Genomic DNA, 18303 nt, shown 5'->3' with positions numbered 1-18303 from the left:
CTAATTATGATTCCGTCGTGATGCCGACACGGTGTCCGACATATGCATCATTCGTTAAACAATCCATTGCTAAATCGGCGACATCGTTCCTCGAGATTGGACCTGATTGTTTCGTGCCTAATACCTTTTTTGAGATGATGATGTCTCCGTCCGATTGCTCATCGATCAGTTGAGTCGGACATATGATTGTGAAGGCTAAACCTGAATCCCGTAATAACTCATAAGCACGGGCATGATCTTCGGCTGCGGTTGTCATCGTACGCTTCGATTCTTTCGTTTCAAAGCGATAGTTGTCGCTATCATGAGCCTGTAAGATGCCGGCGGTCCCGACCGTGATGATACGTGTTACGTTAAATTGTTTCATCGCTTCGATCACGAGTGGTGTGAATGTAGACAATACGTTCTGTTTGTCCGTCCCTAACGCCGAGATGACGACGTCTGCAGATTGAACCGTTTCTCGTACTGCTGCTTGGTCCGTCGCGTCTCCGATGATTTGGTTGACACCCTCCTTAGAATCCATCGAATGTCTTGTTAAAAGTTTGACGTCATGTCCTTGATTTAATAAACGCTCAAGTATCCGTTCCCCTGTACGGCCACTTCCGCCGAATAAAGCAATTGTTGACAAGTAAACCCCTCCCCATCAAGATGAAAGAAATATCCAACGCCATCATAACACGGAAGCGTTCACAAAACTGCCTGAAATGGTTCATTTCCACTTGAAAAGAATATGGTACGTTTTAGAATTGAAGAAGAAGGCAAAAAATACATATGACAGGTGTAAGAGAGGAAGGCACCACTACATGAAATTTGGGGCTAGAACTATTAAGACCGGACTATCGGTCGCAATCGTCTTGCTGATTGCCGAGGCATTTCAATTCCAACAAATCGTCGTCCCGGCACTGGCCGCATCGCTCGCACTGCTTCCGTCTGTCTATCAGACCGGACTACGATTAATTGAAGAGATGAAAGGGAACCTGATTGGAGCATTACTCTCCGTCTTATTTCTGCTACTCACTCCGAATCCGACACCAATCGCTATCGGATTCGTCATCATCATCGCGATCTCCATTCTTCTCTTTTTAAATTTAGAATCGACGACACGGACCGTCATCTTGACGACGATTCTCATCATGGAAGGGGCGAGCCAGTCGGATATGCCGGTGTGGGTGTTTGCGGGCGAACGTTACCTACTCATTATGATGGGGATTACGGTCGCATTGATTGTGAATGCACTATTGTTCCCACCTCGCTACGAGCGGAAACTCGAAGCACAAATCACCGACACATTTCAAATGGTTGTTCGGATCGCACGCTTGTTTGCGGAGACGGAAGGCGGCCGTTCCTCATTCGACTCGTTACCAGAGACAAAGAAGTTGCATAGCGACTCAAAACAAACGTACGCCTATTTTGAAGAAGAAATTAAAGCGAATCGATGGCTTGAGAAGAAGACACCGATCTTTCGTCGAGCTGTCCTGAAGTCTAAAATGATTGAGACGAACCGTGCCGCGCTCCACGTCATCGAGAAGCTCGATCATGATTTTCATACGATTGAACAACTACCTCCCCAATTGAGCAAAGAGCTGTATCGCCACATTCGTCACTTGTTGCGTCGACATGAGCGTCTGTTTTCAGCCTACGAGCTCGAGAACGAGCATCTCATCGACCGGGAAGAGGATCTCATCCATGAGAACTTTGACTTTGCGAAACTGATGATTGAGCGCATGCGAGAAGAAGAGGAAGAACTCATTCTCATTGTCGTGCCACTCGTGGCGACGATGACTGATTGGGTCAAGGCAATGAATGAACTCGAACGCTACCTTGTCACTGAAATGAAGAAACATGGAGACAACCTAAAAGTGGAACCACGTAAGAAATGGTTTTTTGAAGACTGAGAATCGGGCCGATATTCGGCTCGTTTCTTGTTTTCGTTCAATACGAAACCTTTTTGTGGCTTCAGCGTATAAAATAAAGACAGATACATAAGAACGATAGGGGGATTCACCATGTCAGAAACAACACCGACACCTGAAGAAGGTGTCACACCACAACGAATCAGCGGCACACTTCCAATCGAGGCACGTGCCGTCTTCCGGTTATCAAGTGCGATTTTTTATCTCATCGGACTTCTTGTCACAGGTGCTCTCGTGGCGGCCGCTTACTGGTTCGACTGGCCGACTTGGATACAGATTGGTTTGATCGTGCTAGTCGTCATCGATGTCGTCTATAGCTTGATTGATCTCATCTGGTTCCAAAAGTGGAAACAAGAACGATTCACGTATGACGTTCAGCCTCTCGAGATTCGGATTCATCATGGGATCATCACGACACACGATGTGCTCATCCCGATGACGAAGGTCCAATATGTTCATGCGGAGCAAGGACCGATTCTCCGTAAATACGGGTTACAGACCATCACCATCGGGACAGCGGCCGGTTCACACGAAATCTATGCGATTGAAGAATCATTCGCAAAAACACTCCGTGAACAGATTGCCATCTATGCACGCATTGAAGAGGAGGATGTCGTATGACCAAGACCGCGTTAACATGGCATCGACTCCCGAGTCGCGTTTTGGTGCTGCGTATTCTCGAAGTCATCAAGTCGTTCGCCATTCCAATCGTCTTACTCTTTGTGCTCAATAACGACTGGGACTCGACATTCGGTATCATCATCCGAGTCGGGATTTTACTCTTCCTATTACTCGACATTGTTCAAAAGTTCTTCGGATGGTTAAACTTCCGATATGCCCTCGATGAAAAGACTGTCTATGTCATCGAAGGGAATTGGTTGAAAAAAGAAAAATCGCTTCCACTCTATAAGATTCAAAGTGTTCATTCGAACAGTCCATTCCTCTATCGGTTGCTTGGTGTCGTCGAATTGACGTTCGATACGAATGCCAACAGTGACGATGCTTCTTTCAAATTAGCGGGTGTCTTCCCGACTGAAGCCAAACGACTGGAAGAGATTCTCGAACAGGTCCGTCATCGGAAACAAAGCGGAGTAGCGGTAGATGACTCAGAAGAGTCGGATGAGACACCTGCACAGGCAGCACCGGTACCAAGTCGTCTATTGTACGCCTTATCTACGCGCGAAATCGTATTGGCATCCATCACGTCGCTCTCTGTCTTCGCCATCTTCCCGGTCGCCTCGACGGTTATCTCGTCAATCGACGACTTCATCAACTTGGATGGGGCGTTTAATCAAGTCGAAGATTATGTCGTCCATGCGTCCATCATCGCCATCGGTCTTCTCGTCATCGGAGTGTTGATGGTATCAATCGTGATCGGCATGGTCATCAATTTCTTGAAGTATGGGAACTTCCGACTTGAGCGGAGAGGGGAACGCATTCGCGTCGAGAAGGGATTGTTGAACCGAAGTGCCAAAGAGATCCCATATGAGAAGATTCAAGCGATTCGCATCAAAGAGACGTTCATTCGTCGCTGGTTCCACATCGTCGGGGTCGAACTCGTCGCAGCAGGGACGATGGATGAATTGAAAGATGAATCGTCGACGATTCTCCCGTTCGTCCGTCGTGACCGGGCGATGCAAGTACTCCGTGAACACTTCACGCACTTCACATGGTCGGACGAACTACATCGACTCCCTAGACGTGCCTTAGGAATCAAACTACTCCGAATCAGCTGGTTCGGCTTCATCATCTCAGGACTCGTGCTTTATTTCTTCCGAGATTATGCCTGGTGGCTCCTGCTCTTATGGGCCATCATCATCGGGGGACGCGTCCTCAGTTTTGTTACCACAAAATATGTCCGCGCGGATCAATTCATCCAATTACGAACGGGAGCGTTTAACGTCCGCTCATTCTTGACGGACAAACCACGGATCGAACAGATTCAAGTGAAGCAATCGCTCTTGCAGCGCCGTTTCGGGTTATGTACGGTGCAGTTCTCGACACGTGGAGGATTCTTATCAGTCGAGACCATCGATGATATCCCGAAAGAAGAGGCGGACGCCATGCTGAACTGGTTCTCTCGCTATACGGTACAGGAAGATATGAAAACACCGGGCTAACGGATAACCCAGTCAGGTGATCGACGAGCCCCCTCGTGTTGCGAGTGGCTCGTCTTTTTTAATCGGCTTAAGGGGCTCGCTCCGACATAAGCTTGAAGTTGATTCTCTTTTGTGTTCATGAAAAATCATGGCGCGTGTAGGTCACACGAGCCATGATTTTTCATGAACAGCATTGGAAGAGACTTTAGGGAGAATGATTGTGAACGTCGTTTCTCTTGGTTGGCTCGTTACGTGAATCTCGCCCTCGTGTAAATCGATGATGGACTTGGCGATGGCAAGACCGAGACCTGATCCACCGGTGTAATGCGCACGTGACTGTTCCACTCTAAAAAATCGCTCAAACACGTAAGGGATGTCACGGGAGGGGATGGCCTCCTCGCCATAGTTCGTCATGTTGATGAGGACCGCTTCATCCGTATCATCGATGAACATATCGATATACGTTCCGTCACGCCCGTAACGAATCGCATTCTCGAGTATATTCTCAAACACACGGACGAGCTTCAACGCATCCCCTTCCACGATGGGACGTTCGGCTGAGGAGCTGAATCGAGCTTCCATTCCAACTTCCGAGAGACGTAACGTCGACTGCATGATGAGCTGATTGAGCAATTCATCGAGACGGACCTCGCTTGTCTGGAGGGCGATCCGGTCGTTTTGCAGAAATGTATAGTCAAAGATATCGTTAATCAAGCCTTTCAGATGGGTCGCGTTCTCATGGATGACTTGGATGTAATGACGCAACTCCACCTCGTCCCGGTAACGGTCGCTGTGAATCAAGTCAAGATAACCCGTGATTGACGTGAGGGGGGAGCGCAAGTCGTGGGCGACGTTCGTCACGAGCTCATGTTTCAACCGATCCGCTTGAAGCACTTCCTGCTCCGCTTTTGCTGCACTGTCTGAGATGGCGCGAACAGTCGCCATCAACTGCTCTAGCTCTGGCGGGACAGATGGTTCAACCAAATCACGATTGGCATGGAGTTCTTCGACAAGTGAAGTCATCCGCTCAATGTGAAACTGTAAATACCGTTTACGCTCATATTGATAAATCAACACGAGACAAACGATGACCATCAGACTGTAAAACATGACGATGACACCTTCCCGGAAATACGACAACACGATGATCAGACTCTCCATAAATCGTGATGACTCCTCGAAGTACCAGACGGCAGGCAGTAACAGAGCACCGCTCAGTGTGGCGACCCCAAACGCAATCAATACATACAGCAGACGTTTCCACATCGGGATGAACGTGATGACGCGCCATATATTATGTCTCAATTTTATATCCCACTCCCCACACCGTATGAATGATGACCTCATGTGGCACGACGGCATGTAATTTCTCACGGATGTTACTGATATGAACCATCACCGTCTGATTCGACCCGACGCCATGCTCTTGCCAGACAGCCTCAAATATTTCTTCAGAGCTATACACCCGGCCTTTATGTTTCGCTAGTAAATACAAAATCTCAAATTCACGTGCTGTCAATCGAATCGTCTGCTCTTGCATCATGACGGTGTGGCTGGCTCGATCGATGAGGAAGGGGCCAGCTTGTACACTTGAGGACTTGCTTGGTCGGTTATAGTTTGAACGGCGCAGCAATGCTTTAATACGTGCCATCAACTCGAGCGGATTGAACGGTTTGATGATGTAGTCATCGACTCCCGTCGTCAATCCCAATATCTTATCCATATCACCCACTTTGGCACTGACCATTAAGATCGGAATTTGGCTCGTCTGGCGCACACGCTTACAAAATTCAAGCCCATCCATCCGAGGCATCATCCAATCTAAAATGATTAAGTCAAACGATTCTTGGTTGAACAAGTCAAGCGCCATTTCCCCATCGGTTGCCATCGTCGTGTGATACCCGTCATTTTTTACATACACATCAATCAGTTCTACGATTTGGACATCATCATCCACTAACAAGATTTTTGTCATGCTTGAAACTCCCTCGCGAATTAAAGTTGGAAATTCTGATACAAACGTCGGAACGGAGCGTATTGGACGACGAAGCGAACGAGTAAGAACCCTAAGAGCGCGCCGAACGCATTTGCCAATAAATCATTCACATCCGTGCTTCGTCCACTGCCTAGTGTCGTACGCACCAATAATTGAATCAGTTCAAGAATCAGACTAAACTGAAATCCTAATTTAAGTACTTCTTTTTTCGTGATCGACGGTTTCAAAAATGGAAGATAACAGCCTAACGGGAGGAGCATCACGATATTCAACACAAACGAATACAAGTCGATGGTCAAAATCGGAATAAAATTAATCGTTTTCCACCATGGTACTTGGTTCGCATATTTTCCTAAGTTAACGTCAATCGGGAAAAAAACGAAGTGAAGGACACCTAATAAGTATATCCCGAATGATAGAAGCAAAATGGTTTGTGTGACTTTTACATGTTTCTTGCGAAACGACCAGACGAGTAACGTGATGAGTCCGAGGATGGCGAGTGGGATGAGAACGACTCCTGATTCGATTGTGAACATAACTGAATAATTCTGATTATACATGGGAATAAACCTCCTAAGAATTTGAACTGTCTTCATTGTAGATGGCAGATTTAAAGAATTCTTAAAGGAGTCATAAATGAAATCTAAAAAAGGCAAAGCGCTTTGCTCTGCCTCGAACTGTTGAACAACGGGCTTAGAAACGTGGTCTCTGAATGATGTCGGACGGACAGCTATCATTCGTCACGTCAACTTCACCGTTTTTGTGTTTCTGTTACTGAAAAAAGGGAACAAGTATGGTATGATGCAAGTAGAAAGAGACCGGTGCTGGACACACCGGCCTCTGGCTTACAGGCTACCACTTTAAGAGTGGTCCCAGCCGCCACAATGGTTAGTGAATCAGAAAGTGACCCATCTCATTGCGCCGAGGGGGTCATTTTTTTGTGCGTTCAGACGTTGCACGATCGGATGTTCGGTGAATCACCAAGTGAACGATGATCGGAGCGAGGATTGGGATCATCACATAATCCCCGACCCAGGTCCAAAGTTGTTCCATCCGCACCACCGCCTTCCTCCATTGTGGACTTGGCGGCTGACCCCACTATTGCTGCGTTAACCTGCCCCTTCATTATAACAGATTTGTTCGCAAAAATGCGCCAAAAATAAGAACAAACGTTCTTGTTTCATAAAATGAATCTTTTGATGGAATCGGTCTCATGAATGGGTCCAAAGAAGGAATTGAGTCGAATCGCTCTTGCTTGTTAGATGTCTGACAGGATATAATCAATCTCGTGTGTATACACGGGTGGGTGAGGGTGCCAATAAAGGATTGATTCCTATGGCAAAACAAACAGAATGGAAAACAGAAACATACGGGGGCGTGCTGAATTTTCTGGCGACAGCATACATCCCGGCCGTGCATGCGGCAATCTTGACACAAGCCGGACTCCCGTTCGAGGGGGCGCTCGTCGGAGCGATTTTGACAAGCATCATCGGGACGTTGATTGCGGGATTCTTCAATCTACCGCTGCTCTTGTTACCGGGAATGGGGATTAATGCGCTCTTCACGTACACGCTCGTCTTACAGATGGGATTGAGCTGGCAAAGCGCGCTCGCCGTCTCCTTCGTCTCAGGTGTACTCGTCGTACTATTGACGGTCACCAAAGTCGCGAGGAAATTGGCGAACGCGTTCCCACCGATCATTCATGACGGATTGACGGTCGGTCTCGGCCTTTTCCTCATCTTGATTGGGCTCGAGGCGGCTGGAATTGTCTCAGGTGGGGGTGGGGCATTGCTTCACATCGGTGATCTCGGGGAGCGTGACGTCCAAGTCGCATTCCTGTCACTCTTCGTCGCCATCCTGTTGTTCTTGAAGATGGGACCGAGCAGCTTCCTATGGACGATCGGTTTCGGTGTCGGTCTCAGCGCCGTGATGGGAACGCTGGAGTGGACGGGAAGCTTCTCATTGGCACCGTTCTTCGTGTCGTTCGGCACGGTGTTTGGGAACATCTCGTTCGCGGAATCTGCGTCTCCGCTCTTCTTAGTCGCGGTCGGTGTACTGACGCTCGTCTTGTTGATTGAAAACATCAGCTTGATCCAGAATCAGACACGTGCAATCGACAAAGAAAAGGATGCGCCGAAAGGTCTCGTTGCACAAGGCCTCTCGACGATGGCCGGGGCCATGTTCGGGTCAAGCCCGACCGTCTCGACGGTCGAAGTGGCTGCCGGAATATCGGTCGGGGCGCGAGGCGGGATCGCTTCGTTCGTCACGTCTGGATTGTATGTGGTGTCGCTCTTATTGCTACCGCTCTTTGCAATTATCCCTGTGACGGCGATTGCACCGGTGTTGATTATCATCGGCATGATGATGTTCCAGAACGTGAAGCATTTGCCGCTCGATAACTGGGAGCATGCCTTCCCGGCAATCCTTGTCATCATCATGATCCCGTTCACGTATTCCATCGTCGATGGGATCGGGCTCGGATTCATCGCGTACACGATGATTGTCTTGTTCAAGAAGGGCTACCGGTCACTCAGTCCGGTCGTCGGTGTCTTGACCGTATTGTTCTTAGTTTTCTTCTCATTACCAGTCTGGTTATAGAGACACGCACGGCATCGTTCATCTCGAACGATGCCGTTTTTTGATTTAAAAAGACTCCTTCGTGCTATAATCGCAGTAATTTAAAGCGAACGTGGAGGGGATTGGATGCAAGTTATTCAAGAATTCGCATCGTACACAGAATGGCTCAAGACGTTAGAAAAGCTGAGTGAATCTGATTGGAACAAACAGAGCGACTCGGAGAAGTGGTCCATAAAGCAAATCGTCTTACATATCGCCCATTGGGACAATCATCTGTTGAATGTCATCATCCCATCGGTGAAGAACGGCGAAGGGATGATATTCCCTGACGTTGACTCGTTCAACGCGCGGGCGACGAAAAGGGCCGAGAAGTTGACAGGTGAGACCGTACTAAAGGAATCCATCAATAGTCGGCGAACACTCGTCACGATGCTTGACTCCTTAAGCGAAGAAGCGCTGACTTACAAAACGACAGCGAATGGTGTCTCGCATGATCCGCATCAAGGTGTCCCCTACTCGTTACATGTAATCATCGGGGAGTTCATCGAGCATGACCGACACCATATGAAGCAAGTCGAGTCGATCCTGAAATGAGACATCGGAAAGTGCGTGGTCTAAAACGAAAATTAAGTTGTCTTCAGCGAAATATACAAGAAAATCATGAGGATTTTCCAACGGAGTTTCATAATGGGTATTGGTATGCCAAGATTCCGGTCGGACAAACTTTTTTAATGGATATTCAACACAATGACCAAATCAAACAGTCACTCATCCATACTCTGCTCGATGAAGCGAAACGACTAGTAGAGTTGCGTGTGGATGAGCGAATGCGAGTTGCCGTGCTGCTAGATTTTCCTACACTCTGGAACTCTGAGCTTCTCGTGTTCAAGATGAAGAGGTGTTATAATCGTTTATGCGGCGTGATTCACCCCACCAAAAATGGATTCCGATTCCTCATGAAAAAATGTCTTTGAACAAATGGGTCATCCGTAGTGACCGAGATATTCGCGTGTACGGATTTGAAGAGTGGATATTCGATGAAGAGAGTGAAGGTAGAGAAGTGTGGATGCTCATTCAATGAACGGGCATTTTTCTTTTGTCTAAAAATAACTGAATATTCCGTAAAAGTTCATGGTATAATCCATTTAATCCTATTTCCAAAAAAAGGATTTAGACTATGAGAGGAGCCGTCACGTCAGATGAAAACGATCAAACTGAATATACATAAGCGGAAACACCGATGAAACAAGCCAAAACGATTTTTGTGTCAGGAATTCTTTTCTCCTTGCTACTTGTCGCCCTCATCTCCTATTCCGGTCAACTGGGATACCGTTACTACCAATCATTAGATATCTCAGGGAGCGAGATTACAAGTTGGATCACCGACTGTCATGACAAACGAAAGTTTTTAGGGATTTTCGAAGTGATGGATGTTGATTTTTGGTGTGGGGAAGACAAAATTATTGAAGAAGACTGGCGAGGGGTTGAGCTTGGCTCTTCTAGTGAAGCTCCAGACGATAAAGGTGGAACTCCAAGAGAAAAGATTAATGACGAGTCACCTTCTTACGGCAATCCCTCATCAGAAGAGTCGAACAGAGTCTCCTACCTCCCGTTCATTATTACCGGAATGATTATCTTGCTCGGATGGTGGCTCTGGAAAAGACGACGCCATTCGAAGAAACAAAGCGAGGCGGGAGAGTTAGATATCGAGGATCACTCGCTAGTAACTTCTGACAACGCGTCGATGCAGATAAACCGAACGGTTCATCCATTACCAGCATCGGCTATCCGAAAGCAGTTGATTCAATTCGAAGCAGCGTTACCTCCATATAAACGTCGTCGCCCAACTGAGACGTTGTCGACTTGGGCGAAACGAATCGAGCTCGATGCATCCCTACTTACCTATTTAGAGACACGTTATGACGAAGGTGACATCTCACCACAACGTGAGCGAGCGTTCACCCAACAACTTGATGAATACCTACTACGCACACAAAAGGAGTCGAACTCATGACCATCCGACACGTATTGGACCAATTAGACCGCATTTACCTCGGTAAACCAGAAATCACAAAATTATGTTGCACAGCCCTATTGGCGAACGGCCATATCTTGCTAGAGGATGTACCTGGGACCGGGAAGACGTTACTCGCAAAAAGCATCGCCAAAAGCTTTGAGGCAGACTTCGCCCGAATTCAATTCACAGCCGACCTGCTGCCTTCTGACATCATCGGTTCAGACTTCTTCAATATGCAGACCCAGACGTTCGAGAATCGCACCGGACCAATCTTCACGAATATTTTACTCATCGATGAAGTGAACCGCGCCGTTCCGAGAACGCAATCCGCCTTGCTTGAAGCGATGGAAGAACGCCAAGTCTCTATCGGTGGCGTCACCTATCAACTACCGAGACCATTCTTCGTCATCGCGACGCAAAACCCAATCGAGTCAGCGGGAACGTTCGCCCTACCAGACGCCCAACTCGACCGCTTCCTCATGTCCCTTCAAGTCGGATATCCTGGGGCTGATGAAGAGCGGAACTTGATTCTACAGACGATTTCAAAGACGAGACAGACAGTGCATGCCTTGATGACGAATGAAGCTTTTTTAGTAGCACAAGAGGAAGTCGAGAATATCCGGATTCATGAAGATGTCGTCACGTACTTGCTCGCACTCATCCAGGAGACGAGACAACACCCGTTAGTCGAAGTCGGGGCGAGCCCACGGGCGACGCTCGCGCTCGTCAAGGCCTCACAAGCCTATGCGTACTTGAACGACCGTCAGTTTGTCACGCCTGAAGATGTTCAAGCCGTTGCGCCACATGTCCTCTCGCACCGATTGACCCTCACCCTTGAAGGGGATATCAAATCGACGAAGCGACAAGTGTTGGTGGACGTACTCGAGTCCGTAACTGTCCCCGTCGAAAAGGTGTAACGATGAGACAGGTCGAAATCAGTACACCGTCCATCTTACAAGACCAACTTTGGCCGGCTTATGTCAGTCTCGGTCTCCTCACGATGTGGATGCCCTATGTATGGCCAGTTTCTTATATCTGTGGAGCATTGCTAATCATCATGATTATTCGGAAACGAATCATTCGAGTGCTTTCAAACGAAGTCTCATTCTCCATCCGACAGAAAGAAGACCTCTTGTTCATTGACGATGAGACATCATGTATCGTCCGTATCGATGGGTATGAGCGAATCATTGCCCTTGCCGTCCCGCTATTGATTCGACTAGAGGGTAATGAACGGATGATATTCGAGGACGGGTCACAGGCATACGACACCAGGATCGAACAGGACATACATCATGTGAGCGTCTCGTCTGTGAAGCGTGGACCTGCTTCGATTCATACGTGTGTGATGCGTGTCACCTTACCGTTTTATTTAGGTACTCTTTTTTTCACGGATGAGGAGATGGATATGCCCTCATGGATTGTGTTACCTACCATCACGAAGTCACCAATCACCGAATCTCGCATGATTCGGATAGGTGACCGTATCGTCAAGCACTCCCCGTTGAACGATCCGTTGATGATTCAAAGTGCAAAACGATATGAGAAGGAACCGGCTAAACAGATTGACTGGGTCGCCACTTCAAAGGTCGGTCATGTACAGGCAAAAGTGTTCGAACGACAAAATCTCGACACGTTCACGATTTCCCTTGATTTGAGCGGTCCGCTCGGCAATGGGCTCCATGCGCAATATGAAGACTTGATTCAACAGACGGCGTATTGGGTCTCTTACTTGATTAAAGAAGATTGTAAAGTGGAGCTGTTAATCAACCGACTCGACAAAAACAACCAAGTCGACCGTGTTACACTGGGAGAAGGAAGAAAACAATTACGGCTCATTCTCGTCCGACTGGCGATGATTCATGAATCGAACGCGTTTGTTGCGTCATCGCGATTCACGTCATATGTCAGTCGTCACAAACAGCCGCACGCCGAATTGATTCACATCAATCACGCGATGTTGTTGAAATCTTCAGGGTAATGAAAGGAGAAACACATGCGACGAATGACGGGCTTACTCATATGTTGTGTCGGACTGCTTGCAAGCACGACAATCGAATCCGCCGAAATGACCGAATCTTCGGCGGAACGTTTTGCAGATGCATATTTTTATGACATTGTGATGGATCATATTCAGGGAGATGATCCGGCTAATTATCATATGACGGACAGTGAGAACATCACGTTCGGTCCGTTGTTGGAGACGTATATCTCGTCATCCTCTTGCTACAAAACGGGGGAAACGTGTACGTTCGTCCCAACAAAAGAATTTGTGGCGACCGTCTTTCAAGATGGTGAACCGGTCAACGTGATCGGAACATATGAACAATCAGCGGGTACATATGCGTTCTCAACGTTCGGTTCTGACAAAGAAACTCCGAAAGTGTTGATGAACGTAAAAGGCAATCTCGTAAAGTACATAGAAGAATCGGCATGGTTTGATTATGATGGGAACATGTTGACAGCGTTGACATCTAATTCAAAACAGATGATTAGCGGAGATGCGATTTCAACTGAGGCGTTTCAAACCTTATTGATTGAAGAGCATGAAAGTATTGAAGGGAATGCCGAAGAAGGGATGATGGATGGAGCGGATGGCTATTCGGATGAGGAAGAGTCAAACAAGCCAACATCGAGCACCAATCGATTGATTGGCTTTGCGGTGTTAGCGATGTTGCCATTCGGATATTGGACGTATCGACTGACTAAAAAGAGGCATAGTAAATGATTAAACAACCCCTCATGCGCGCATGAGGGGTTGTCTTTACATATAGGGCCCGTTCGCCTGAATGACGAACTGGGAATGTGCGTAATGATAGGTAATCCGTGAATAGTCGAAAGGTTTTCCATTCGTCAGATGAAAGATGGTTTCGATGCGAAGTGTCGGATCATTCTCTTGCAATCCGAGGTGTTCCGCTTCACTTTCCGTCAATCGCCCGACCTGTAGATACATGTCAGAAAATCCAATCGTGACGCCGAGCGCGCTTTGGACATAATCGAAAATAGAGTTTGCCACAATTTCGCGATTCAAATAGGGCACGACGGCTTTCACATAATAGGATTCTTCGTGACAGAGCACCTCTCCATCCACATACCTTACCCGTTCGACCCGATACACATCGCAAGACAGATCAATCCCGAGATTCTCCGCAACCGTCGCGTCTGGCTTCACGACAGACACATCAATCACATAAGATGTCAAGACACGGTCTCCGAGATTGCTCTTGAACCCTTGGGTCGAGAAGAGGCTCATATAGCCAGGTCGATTATGTCGTCTGACGAAAATGCCGCTTCCCCGCAGTTGAAAAATGACACCCTTTCGTTCGAGCAGCTCTAAAGCTTTCGTGATGGTACTCTTGCTCACCGCATATTGATTCATCATCTGCTCAAGGACAGGGAGCTTATCGCCTTGTTTTAAGTTTTGTTCATGGATATATTGTTCGATTTCATTCGCGATTTGTTGATATTTTAGCATGGTCATTCCTCACTTTTTCGTCACTGGTTCTATTATATCATGTAAAAAGCAAAAGTGATTCAATGTACCGTCCTTGTATAATTGTACCGGTACAATTATACTTAACGTGTACGATTCATGTGAAGGAGGACTTACAATGAAGACATTACCGAACGATTTCCTATGGGGAGGCGCACTCGCCGCCCATCAATTCGAGGGTGGTTGGGACGCTGACGGAAAAGGGCCGAGCGTCGTCGATGTCTTGACAGCAGGCGCACACGGCGTCGCTCGCCGGATCAGAGACAAGGTCGAACCGAATGAGTTCTATCCGAACCATGAGGCGATTGACTTTTACCATCGTTATAAAGAAGATGTGGCCCTCTTTGCTGAGATGGGATTGAAATGCTTGCGTACCTCGATTGGGTGGAGTCGCATCTTCCCGAACGGGGATGACGCAGAACCGAACGAGGCAGGTCTTCAATTTTATGACGACTTGTTCGACGAGCTGTTAAAGTACGACATCGAGCCGATCATCACGCTCTCGCATTTCGAGATGCCGCTCCATCTTGCCCGTGAATACGGTGGCTTCCAAAATCGTGAGGTCGTCGACCACTTCGTCCGCTTTGCGGAGGTCTGCTTCGACCGCTACAAAAACAAGGTCAAGTATTGGATGACGTTTAACGAAATCAACAACAAGATGGACGTCAACAATCCACTCTTCTTATGGACGAATTCTGGAGTCCTCTTAGAAGAAGGGGAGAACGCCCGCGAAGTCATGTATCAGACTGGGCACCATGAACTGATTGCGAGCGCTCTCGCCGTTGCCAAAGGGAAAGCCATCAATCCTGACTTCGAGATTGGAGCGATGGTCTCTCACGTACCGATTTATCCGTATTCATCAAACCCAGATGACGTCATGCTCGCCGAAGAGATGATGCGTCAACGCTATTTCTTCCCGGACGTACAAGTACGAGGCTTCTATCCGAGCTACGCCTTGAACGAGTTCGAGCGGGAAGGGTATAACATCCCAATCCTTGAAGGGGACGAAGAAATCCTACAGAACGGAAAGGTCGATTATCTCGGTTTCAGTTACTATATGTCGACGACCGTGAAGAGTGACGTCGTCGCGGACAATAGTGGCGATATCGTCAATGGTGGTCTGCCGAATGGGGTCGAGAACCCGTATATCCAGTCGAGTGACTGGGGATGGGCGATTGACCCGGTCGGACTCCGTTATGTGCTCAACCGACTCTATGACCGGTACCAAATTCCGCTCTTCATCGTCGAGAATGGATTCGGTGCCGTCGATGAGATTGTCGACGGAAAGATTCATGACAAAGCCCGAATCGATTACTTGAAGGCCCATATCGAACAATTGAAGCAAGCCGTCATTTATGACGGGGTCGACTTGATTGGTTACACACCTTGGGGCATCATCGACATCGTCTCGTTCACGACGGGAGAAATGAAGAAGCGGTACGGGATGATTTACGTCGACCGTGACAATGAAGGGAACGGATCGATGGAGCGGATGAAGAAAGACTCGTTCGATTGGTACAAACAGGTCATTGCGACGAACGGGGAAGAACTATAAGTGAGACAGGGGAGCAAAGAACTGTGAAATGTCTGCAGGTCTTTGCTCTTTTTCGTTATAATGAAGAAAAGTGAAAAATAGGAGGGACGCCTGATGCAAATAAAGAACTATGGACCAGTGACGGCTGTTTGTGCCAACGTAAAGAACGGTCCATTCGAGATGTCGATGTACGTCTATTATATCGACGGCATGATCATCGATACGGGGACACGCACGATGCTACCCGCTCTCCAACCCTTTTATGAGTCGGTCCCAATCGACCTTGTCAGCATCACCCACCCGCATGAAGATCACATTGGAACGGCGGCCTGGCTTGAGCGGACATACGGTGTCCCGATTTACATACGAGAGTCCGCCAGGGACATGTGCCGGACGGGGCTAGACATCCCAGATTATCGGGCACGCTTTTCGGGAGACCCGGAACCGTTTCAGCCGATTGCCTATCATGACCATCAGATCACATCAGAACATCATACCTATCAGGTGATCCATACACCCGGTCATGAACCGAATCACGTCGTCTTATATGATGAGGAGAACGGTCGGCTGTTCTCAGGTGATTTGTTCGTCCATCCGTATCCGAAGGTGATGATTCCAGAGGAGTCTGTCCCTGAACAGATTCGTTCGCTCAAACGGATCCTGTCCCTCGATTTTGATGAGGTGTACTGTCAGCATGCCGGACGTCTCGAACAGGGAAGGGAGCAACTGACCAAAAAGCTCGATTATCTAGAACGTTTGACTGATAACGTGATAACAAAAACTGCAGCGGGTTATACAATTGACGACATCAATGCCCAACTCTTCCCCGAACCATCGCCGCTCGTCCGAATATCCAAGCGGGATTATGACTCTAAACATATGATTGCAAGCATTCTTCGAGAAATCTACGAACAACTTCGTTGACAGAAGGCAGATCACCTAGTATTCTTAGTGCAGGATTAAACGTTTAAACTTTTAAACGGAGTGATGAATATGAAACGAACAGATGTTACACCCGAAGTTTCGTTATCTTTATTTGAAGATGCGATTCCGTTGTTCCAAGTGTTAGCCGACGTCAATCGTCAACGGATCATCGTCGAGATTGCCAAACATGAACGCTTGAACGTCAATCAGATTGATGAAAAGATTGAGTTGTCTCGACCAGCCATCTCACATCATCTCAAACTGCTTCGACAAGCGGGCATCGTCTCATCGGAGAAAGTCGGGACAGAGAACTTTTATTTCCTGACACTTGAAGATGCGGTCGGACTGCTGAAGGCACTGACACGTGCGATTGAAGATGAATGTATCTTATGACCTTTCTTTTTGGAAACAGGGAGAAAGGCTTCTTTTTCACCAATGAGTTTAAAAGTTTAAACATATAAACATTAAAGGGGAATGAATATGAACCAAAAACAAACGATTGTCATCACAGGAGCATCGAGCGGAATCGGTCGGGCAACGGTCGAACTGTTCAGCAAACGAGGCTGGCATGTCGCCGCGACGATGCGAAGACCTGAAGACCATCAAGAACTGTCTAACCTAAAAGGGGTGTCTCTCTATCAGCTAGATGTGACGAACGAGTCGAGTATCCGAGAGGCATTTAAACAAATCGTCTCGGATCATGGAACGATGGATGTGTTGTTGAACAATGCTGGATACGGAGCGGTCGGAATTTTCGAGGAAGCCTCTCCCGAACAGATTCAGCGGCAATTTGATACGAACGTATTCGGGGTCATGAATGTGATTCGGACAGCACTCCCATACTTCCGCAAACAGCGGAGCGGACGGATTGTGACCGTCTCCTCCGTCGGTGGACAGATCACATTCCCAATTTACAGCTTGTATCACAGTTCAAAATGGGCGATTGAAGGATTCATCGAATCGCTCCAGTTCGAGTTGGCACCTTTCAATATCGACATGAAATTGATTGAGCCGGGACCGATTAAGACAGACTTTTACGGTCGTTCCCAAGAACTCGTCCGTGACCAACCGCTCGATGTATATGATGGCTACACAGAGGTTGCGCTCCATAATACGAATGCCGCTGGTGCGAACGCTGAAGGTCCGGACGTCGTCGCCGAGACGATTTGGCGTGCAGCGACCGACCGGAAGAAGCGTCTCCGCTATCCATCGGGTAAACAGGCAGGACTGTTGATCGCGCTGAAGCGTTATCTGCCGAACCAAGTGTTCTTCTCTATCGTGCGACGCGTCGTAGAGAAAAATTAACATCAAATATCTCTTTTGAACTTCATCAGTGTCGGAAAGAATTTTTTATCTACTCATTCAATGATAAATATCACACAAATTTACCCGATATAACTTGTAAGAGGAGGGGTTTGATGAAAAAAGTCTCACTGGCATTATCGACGTTCATTCTTATGATTGGATTGACGGCAACACCGACAGACTCGGTCGATGCTGCGGCGAAACGCTTCAAAAACTGCACGGAGATGAACAAAGTGTATAAAGGGGGCGTTGCCAAATCGAAGACGACCAAAAACAAAGGTGGAAAGACGCGTTATAAACCTTATGTCAATAAAGCCTTATATGACGCGAATCAATCAAAAGACCGCGACAAAGACGGAATCGCCTGTGAACGGTAATCATTAATCATGCATCGAATCAGCCGCCATACGAGGGCGGCTTTTTATATGGACGTAGACACATATTCGGA

Annotated in this window: 21 protein-coding genes; 15 read left to right on the top strand and 6 right to left on the bottom strand. The window is 47.6% G+C overall.

Annotation, left to right across the window (positions count from 1 at the left end):
- Nucleotides 1-4: 4 nt before the first annotated feature.
- On the bottom strand, nucleotides 5-625 hold the full coding sequence (locus tag IRJ25_RS06630) for an NAD(P)-dependent oxidoreductase (protein ID WP_078146895.1): 621 nt from the start codon (nucleotides 623-625) through the stop codon (nucleotides 5-7).
- A gap of 175 nt (nucleotides 626-800) precedes the next feature.
- On the opposite strand from IRJ25_RS06630, the gene IRJ25_RS06625 reads away from it, so the two are divergent.
- From IRJ25_RS06625 to IRJ25_RS06615, 3 genes are all read left to right on the top strand, one after another.
- Nucleotides 801-1892: an FUSC family protein gene (locus tag IRJ25_RS06625; RefSeq protein WP_269317966.1), complete on the top strand. Its 1092-nt coding sequence runs from the start codon at nucleotides 801-803 to the stop codon at nucleotides 1890-1892.
- A 111-nt stretch (nucleotides 1893-2003) separates the two neighbouring features.
- Nucleotides 2004-2531 (top strand): PH domain-containing protein, encoded by a 528-nt coding sequence (locus IRJ25_RS06620; protein ID WP_269317965.1) that lies wholly within the window; start codon nucleotides 2004-2006, stop codon nucleotides 2529-2531.
- Entirely contained in the window at nucleotides 2528-4030 is a 1503-nt protein-coding gene (locus IRJ25_RS06615) for a PH domain-containing protein (protein WP_269317964.1), read from the top strand. Before IRJ25_RS06620 ends, IRJ25_RS06615 begins: the two co-directional genes overlap by 4 nt.
- Nucleotides 4031-4171: 141 nt before the next feature.
- Here IRJ25_RS06615 and IRJ25_RS06610 read toward each other — a convergent pair whose 3' ends face one another.
- From IRJ25_RS06610 to IRJ25_RS06595, 4 genes are all read right to left on the bottom strand, one after another.
- A complete protein-coding gene (locus IRJ25_RS06610) occupies nucleotides 4172-5314 on the bottom strand; it encodes a sensor histidine kinase (protein ID WP_269317963.1) in 1143 nt (380 codons plus the stop codon).
- A complete protein-coding gene (locus IRJ25_RS06605) occupies nucleotides 5304-5984 on the bottom strand; it encodes a response regulator transcription factor (protein WP_269317962.1) in 681 nt (226 codons plus the stop codon). The genes IRJ25_RS06610 and IRJ25_RS06605 overlap by 11 nt, the downstream gene beginning before the upstream one ends.
- 20 nt (nucleotides 5985-6004) lie before the next feature.
- Nucleotides 6005-6565 carry a VanZ family protein gene (locus tag IRJ25_RS06600; RefSeq protein WP_214690917.1) on the bottom strand — a complete coding sequence of 187 codons (561 nt, stop codon included), beginning with the start codon at nucleotides 6563-6565 and terminating at the stop codon, nucleotides 6005-6007.
- A gap of 370 nt (nucleotides 6566-6935) precedes the next feature.
- Nucleotides 6936-7058: a hypothetical protein gene (locus IRJ25_RS06595; protein WP_255349577.1), complete on the bottom strand. Its 123-nt coding sequence runs from the start codon at nucleotides 7056-7058 to the stop codon at nucleotides 6936-6938.
- A gap of 282 nt (nucleotides 7059-7340) precedes the next feature.
- On the opposite strand from IRJ25_RS06595, the gene IRJ25_RS06590 reads away from it, so the two are divergent.
- The 7 genes from IRJ25_RS06590 (at nucleotide 7341) to IRJ25_RS06560 (ending at nucleotide 13327) form a co-directional block, all read left to right on the top strand.
- Nucleotides 7341-8603: an NCS2 family permease gene (locus IRJ25_RS06590; RefSeq protein ID WP_264092524.1), complete on the top strand. Its 1263-nt coding sequence runs from the start codon at nucleotides 7341-7343 to the stop codon at nucleotides 8601-8603.
- Between the two features lie 105 nt (nucleotides 8604-8708).
- Nucleotides 8709-9176 carry a DinB family protein gene (locus tag IRJ25_RS06585; protein WP_269317961.1) on the top strand — a complete coding sequence of 156 codons (468 nt, stop codon included), beginning with the start codon at nucleotides 8709-8711 and terminating at the stop codon, nucleotides 9174-9176.
- Entirely contained in the window at nucleotides 9173-9556 is a 384-nt protein-coding gene (locus IRJ25_RS15195; protein ID WP_441316661.1) for a DUF3916 domain-containing protein, read from the top strand. The genes IRJ25_RS06585 and IRJ25_RS15195 overlap by 4 nt, the downstream gene beginning before the upstream one ends.
- A gap of 266 nt (nucleotides 9557-9822) precedes the next feature.
- A complete protein-coding gene (locus IRJ25_RS06575) occupies nucleotides 9823-10596 on the top strand; it encodes a hypothetical protein (protein WP_269317959.1) in 774 nt (257 codons plus the stop codon).
- Nucleotides 10593-11516, top strand: coding sequence for an AAA family ATPase (locus tag IRJ25_RS06570; protein ID WP_269317958.1), 924 nt, complete (start codon nucleotides 10593-10595; stop codon nucleotides 11514-11516). Before IRJ25_RS06575 ends, IRJ25_RS06570 begins: the two co-directional genes overlap by 4 nt.
- 2 nt (nucleotides 11517-11518) lie before the next feature.
- On the top strand, nucleotides 11519-12580 hold the full coding sequence (locus tag IRJ25_RS06565; protein ID WP_269317957.1) for a DUF58 domain-containing protein: 1062 nt from the start codon (nucleotides 11519-11521) through the stop codon (nucleotides 12578-12580).
- A gap of 15 nt (nucleotides 12581-12595) precedes the next feature.
- Complete coding sequence (locus IRJ25_RS06560) at nucleotides 12596-13327, top strand: hypothetical protein (protein ID WP_269317956.1); 732 nt, start codon at nucleotides 12596-12598, stop codon at nucleotides 13325-13327.
- Nucleotides 13328-13363: 36 nt separating this feature from the next.
- Here the strand turns inward: IRJ25_RS06560 and IRJ25_RS06555 are convergent, their stop codons facing one another.
- Nucleotides 13364-14074 (bottom strand): GntR family transcriptional regulator, encoded by a 711-nt coding sequence (locus IRJ25_RS06555; protein ID WP_269317955.1) that lies wholly within the window; start codon nucleotides 14072-14074, stop codon nucleotides 13364-13366.
- Between the two features lie 136 nt (nucleotides 14075-14210).
- Here IRJ25_RS06555 and bglA point away from each other — a divergent pair, with 136 nt between their 5' ends.
- The 5 genes from bglA to IRJ25_RS06530 all read left to right on the top strand — a co-directional run bounded on the left by bglA (nucleotide 14211) and on the right by IRJ25_RS06530 (nucleotide 18232).
- A complete protein-coding gene (gene bglA, locus IRJ25_RS06550) occupies nucleotides 14211-15647 on the top strand; it encodes a 6-phospho-beta-glucosidase BglA (RefSeq protein WP_269317954.1) in 1437 nt (478 codons plus the stop codon).
- 93 nt (nucleotides 15648-15740) lie between these two features.
- A complete protein-coding gene (locus IRJ25_RS06545; protein ID WP_264092533.1) occupies nucleotides 15741-16550 on the top strand; it encodes an MBL fold metallo-hydrolase in 810 nt (269 codons plus the stop codon).
- A gap of 69 nt (nucleotides 16551-16619) precedes the next feature.
- Nucleotides 16620-16943: an ArsR/SmtB family transcription factor gene (locus IRJ25_RS06540; protein WP_012726307.1), complete on the top strand. Its 324-nt coding sequence runs from the start codon at nucleotides 16620-16622 to the stop codon at nucleotides 16941-16943.
- Between the two features lie 87 nt (nucleotides 16944-17030).
- A complete protein-coding gene (locus IRJ25_RS06535) occupies nucleotides 17031-17855 on the top strand; it encodes an SDR family oxidoreductase (RefSeq protein WP_269317953.1) in 825 nt (274 codons plus the stop codon).
- Nucleotides 17856-18007: 152 nt separating this feature from the next.
- The gene (locus IRJ25_RS06530; RefSeq protein WP_370149069.1) at nucleotides 18008-18232 is read left to right on the top strand and encodes an excalibur calcium-binding domain-containing protein; all 225 of its coding nucleotides are present in this window, start codon (nucleotides 18008-18010) and stop codon (nucleotides 18230-18232) included.
- The last annotated feature ends 71 nt before the right edge of the window (nucleotides 18233-18303 follow it).

Source organism: Exiguobacterium sp. KJ 601 (genome assembly GCF_027161185.1).
Lineage (GTDB): Bacteria > Bacillota > Bacilli > Exiguobacteriales > Exiguobacteriaceae > Exiguobacterium > Exiguobacterium profundum.
Note: the sequence above shows the minus strand (reverse complement) of the source record. Positions and strands in the feature narration are given on the sequence as shown.

What these genes read in the sequence shown, in the direction of transcription:
- IRJ25_RS06625 (WP_269317966.1), top strand. Translation starts at nt 801, where the DNA reads ATGAAATTTGGGGCTAGAACTATTAAGACCGGACTATCGGTCGCAATC.
- IRJ25_RS06620 (WP_269317965.1), top strand. Translation starts at nt 2,004, where the DNA reads ATGTCAGAAACAACACCGACACCTGAAGAAGGTGTCACACCACAACGA.
- IRJ25_RS06615 (WP_269317964.1), top strand. Translation starts at nt 2,528, where the DNA reads ATGACCAAGACCGCGTTAACATGGCATCGACTCCCGAGTCGCGTTTTG.
- IRJ25_RS06605 (WP_269317962.1), bottom strand. Translation starts at nt 5,984, where the DNA reads ATGACAAAAATCTTGTTAGTGGATGATGATGTCCAAATCGTAGAACTG.
- IRJ25_RS06600 (WP_214690917.1), bottom strand. Translation starts at nt 6,565, where the DNA reads ATGTATAATCAGAATTATTCAGTTATGTTCACAATCGAATCAGGAGTC.
- IRJ25_RS06595 (WP_255349577.1), bottom strand. Translation starts at nt 7,058, where the DNA reads ATGGAACAACTTTGGACCTGGGTCGGGGATTATGTGATGATCCCAATC.
- IRJ25_RS06590 (WP_264092524.1), top strand. Translation starts at nt 7,341, where the DNA reads ATGGCAAAACAAACAGAATGGAAAACAGAAACATACGGGGGCGTGCTG.
- IRJ25_RS06585 (WP_269317961.1), top strand. Translation starts at nt 8,709, where the DNA reads ATGCAAGTTATTCAAGAATTCGCATCGTACACAGAATGGCTCAAGACG.
- IRJ25_RS15195 (WP_441316661.1), top strand. Translation starts at nt 9,173, where the DNA reads ATGAGACATCGGAAAGTGCGTGGTCTAAAACGAAAATTAAGTTGTCTT.
- IRJ25_RS06575 (WP_269317959.1), top strand. Translation starts at nt 9,823, where the DNA reads ATGAAACAAGCCAAAACGATTTTTGTGTCAGGAATTCTTTTCTCCTTG.
- IRJ25_RS06570 (WP_269317958.1), top strand. Translation starts at nt 10,593, where the DNA reads ATGACCATCCGACACGTATTGGACCAATTAGACCGCATTTACCTCGGT.
- IRJ25_RS06565 (WP_269317957.1), top strand. Translation starts at nt 11,519, where the DNA reads ATGAGACAGGTCGAAATCAGTACACCGTCCATCTTACAAGACCAACTT.
- IRJ25_RS06560 (WP_269317956.1), top strand. Translation starts at nt 12,596, where the DNA reads ATGCGACGAATGACGGGCTTACTCATATGTTGTGTCGGACTGCTTGCA.
- IRJ25_RS06555 (WP_269317955.1), bottom strand. Translation starts at nt 14,074, where the DNA reads ATGCTAAAATATCAACAAATCGCGAATGAAATCGAACAATATATCCAT.
- bglA (WP_269317954.1), top strand. Translation starts at nt 14,211, where the DNA reads ATGAAGACATTACCGAACGATTTCCTATGGGGAGGCGCACTCGCCGCC.
- IRJ25_RS06545 (WP_264092533.1), top strand. Translation starts at nt 15,741, where the DNA reads ATGCAAATAAAGAACTATGGACCAGTGACGGCTGTTTGTGCCAACGTA.
- IRJ25_RS06540 (WP_012726307.1), top strand. Translation starts at nt 16,620, where the DNA reads ATGAAACGAACAGATGTTACACCCGAAGTTTCGTTATCTTTATTTGAA.
- IRJ25_RS06535 (WP_269317953.1), top strand. Translation starts at nt 17,031, where the DNA reads ATGAACCAAAAACAAACGATTGTCATCACAGGAGCATCGAGCGGAATC.
- IRJ25_RS06530 (WP_370149069.1), top strand. Translation starts at nt 18,008, where the DNA reads ATGATTGGATTGACGGCAACACCGACAGACTCGGTCGATGCTGCGGCG.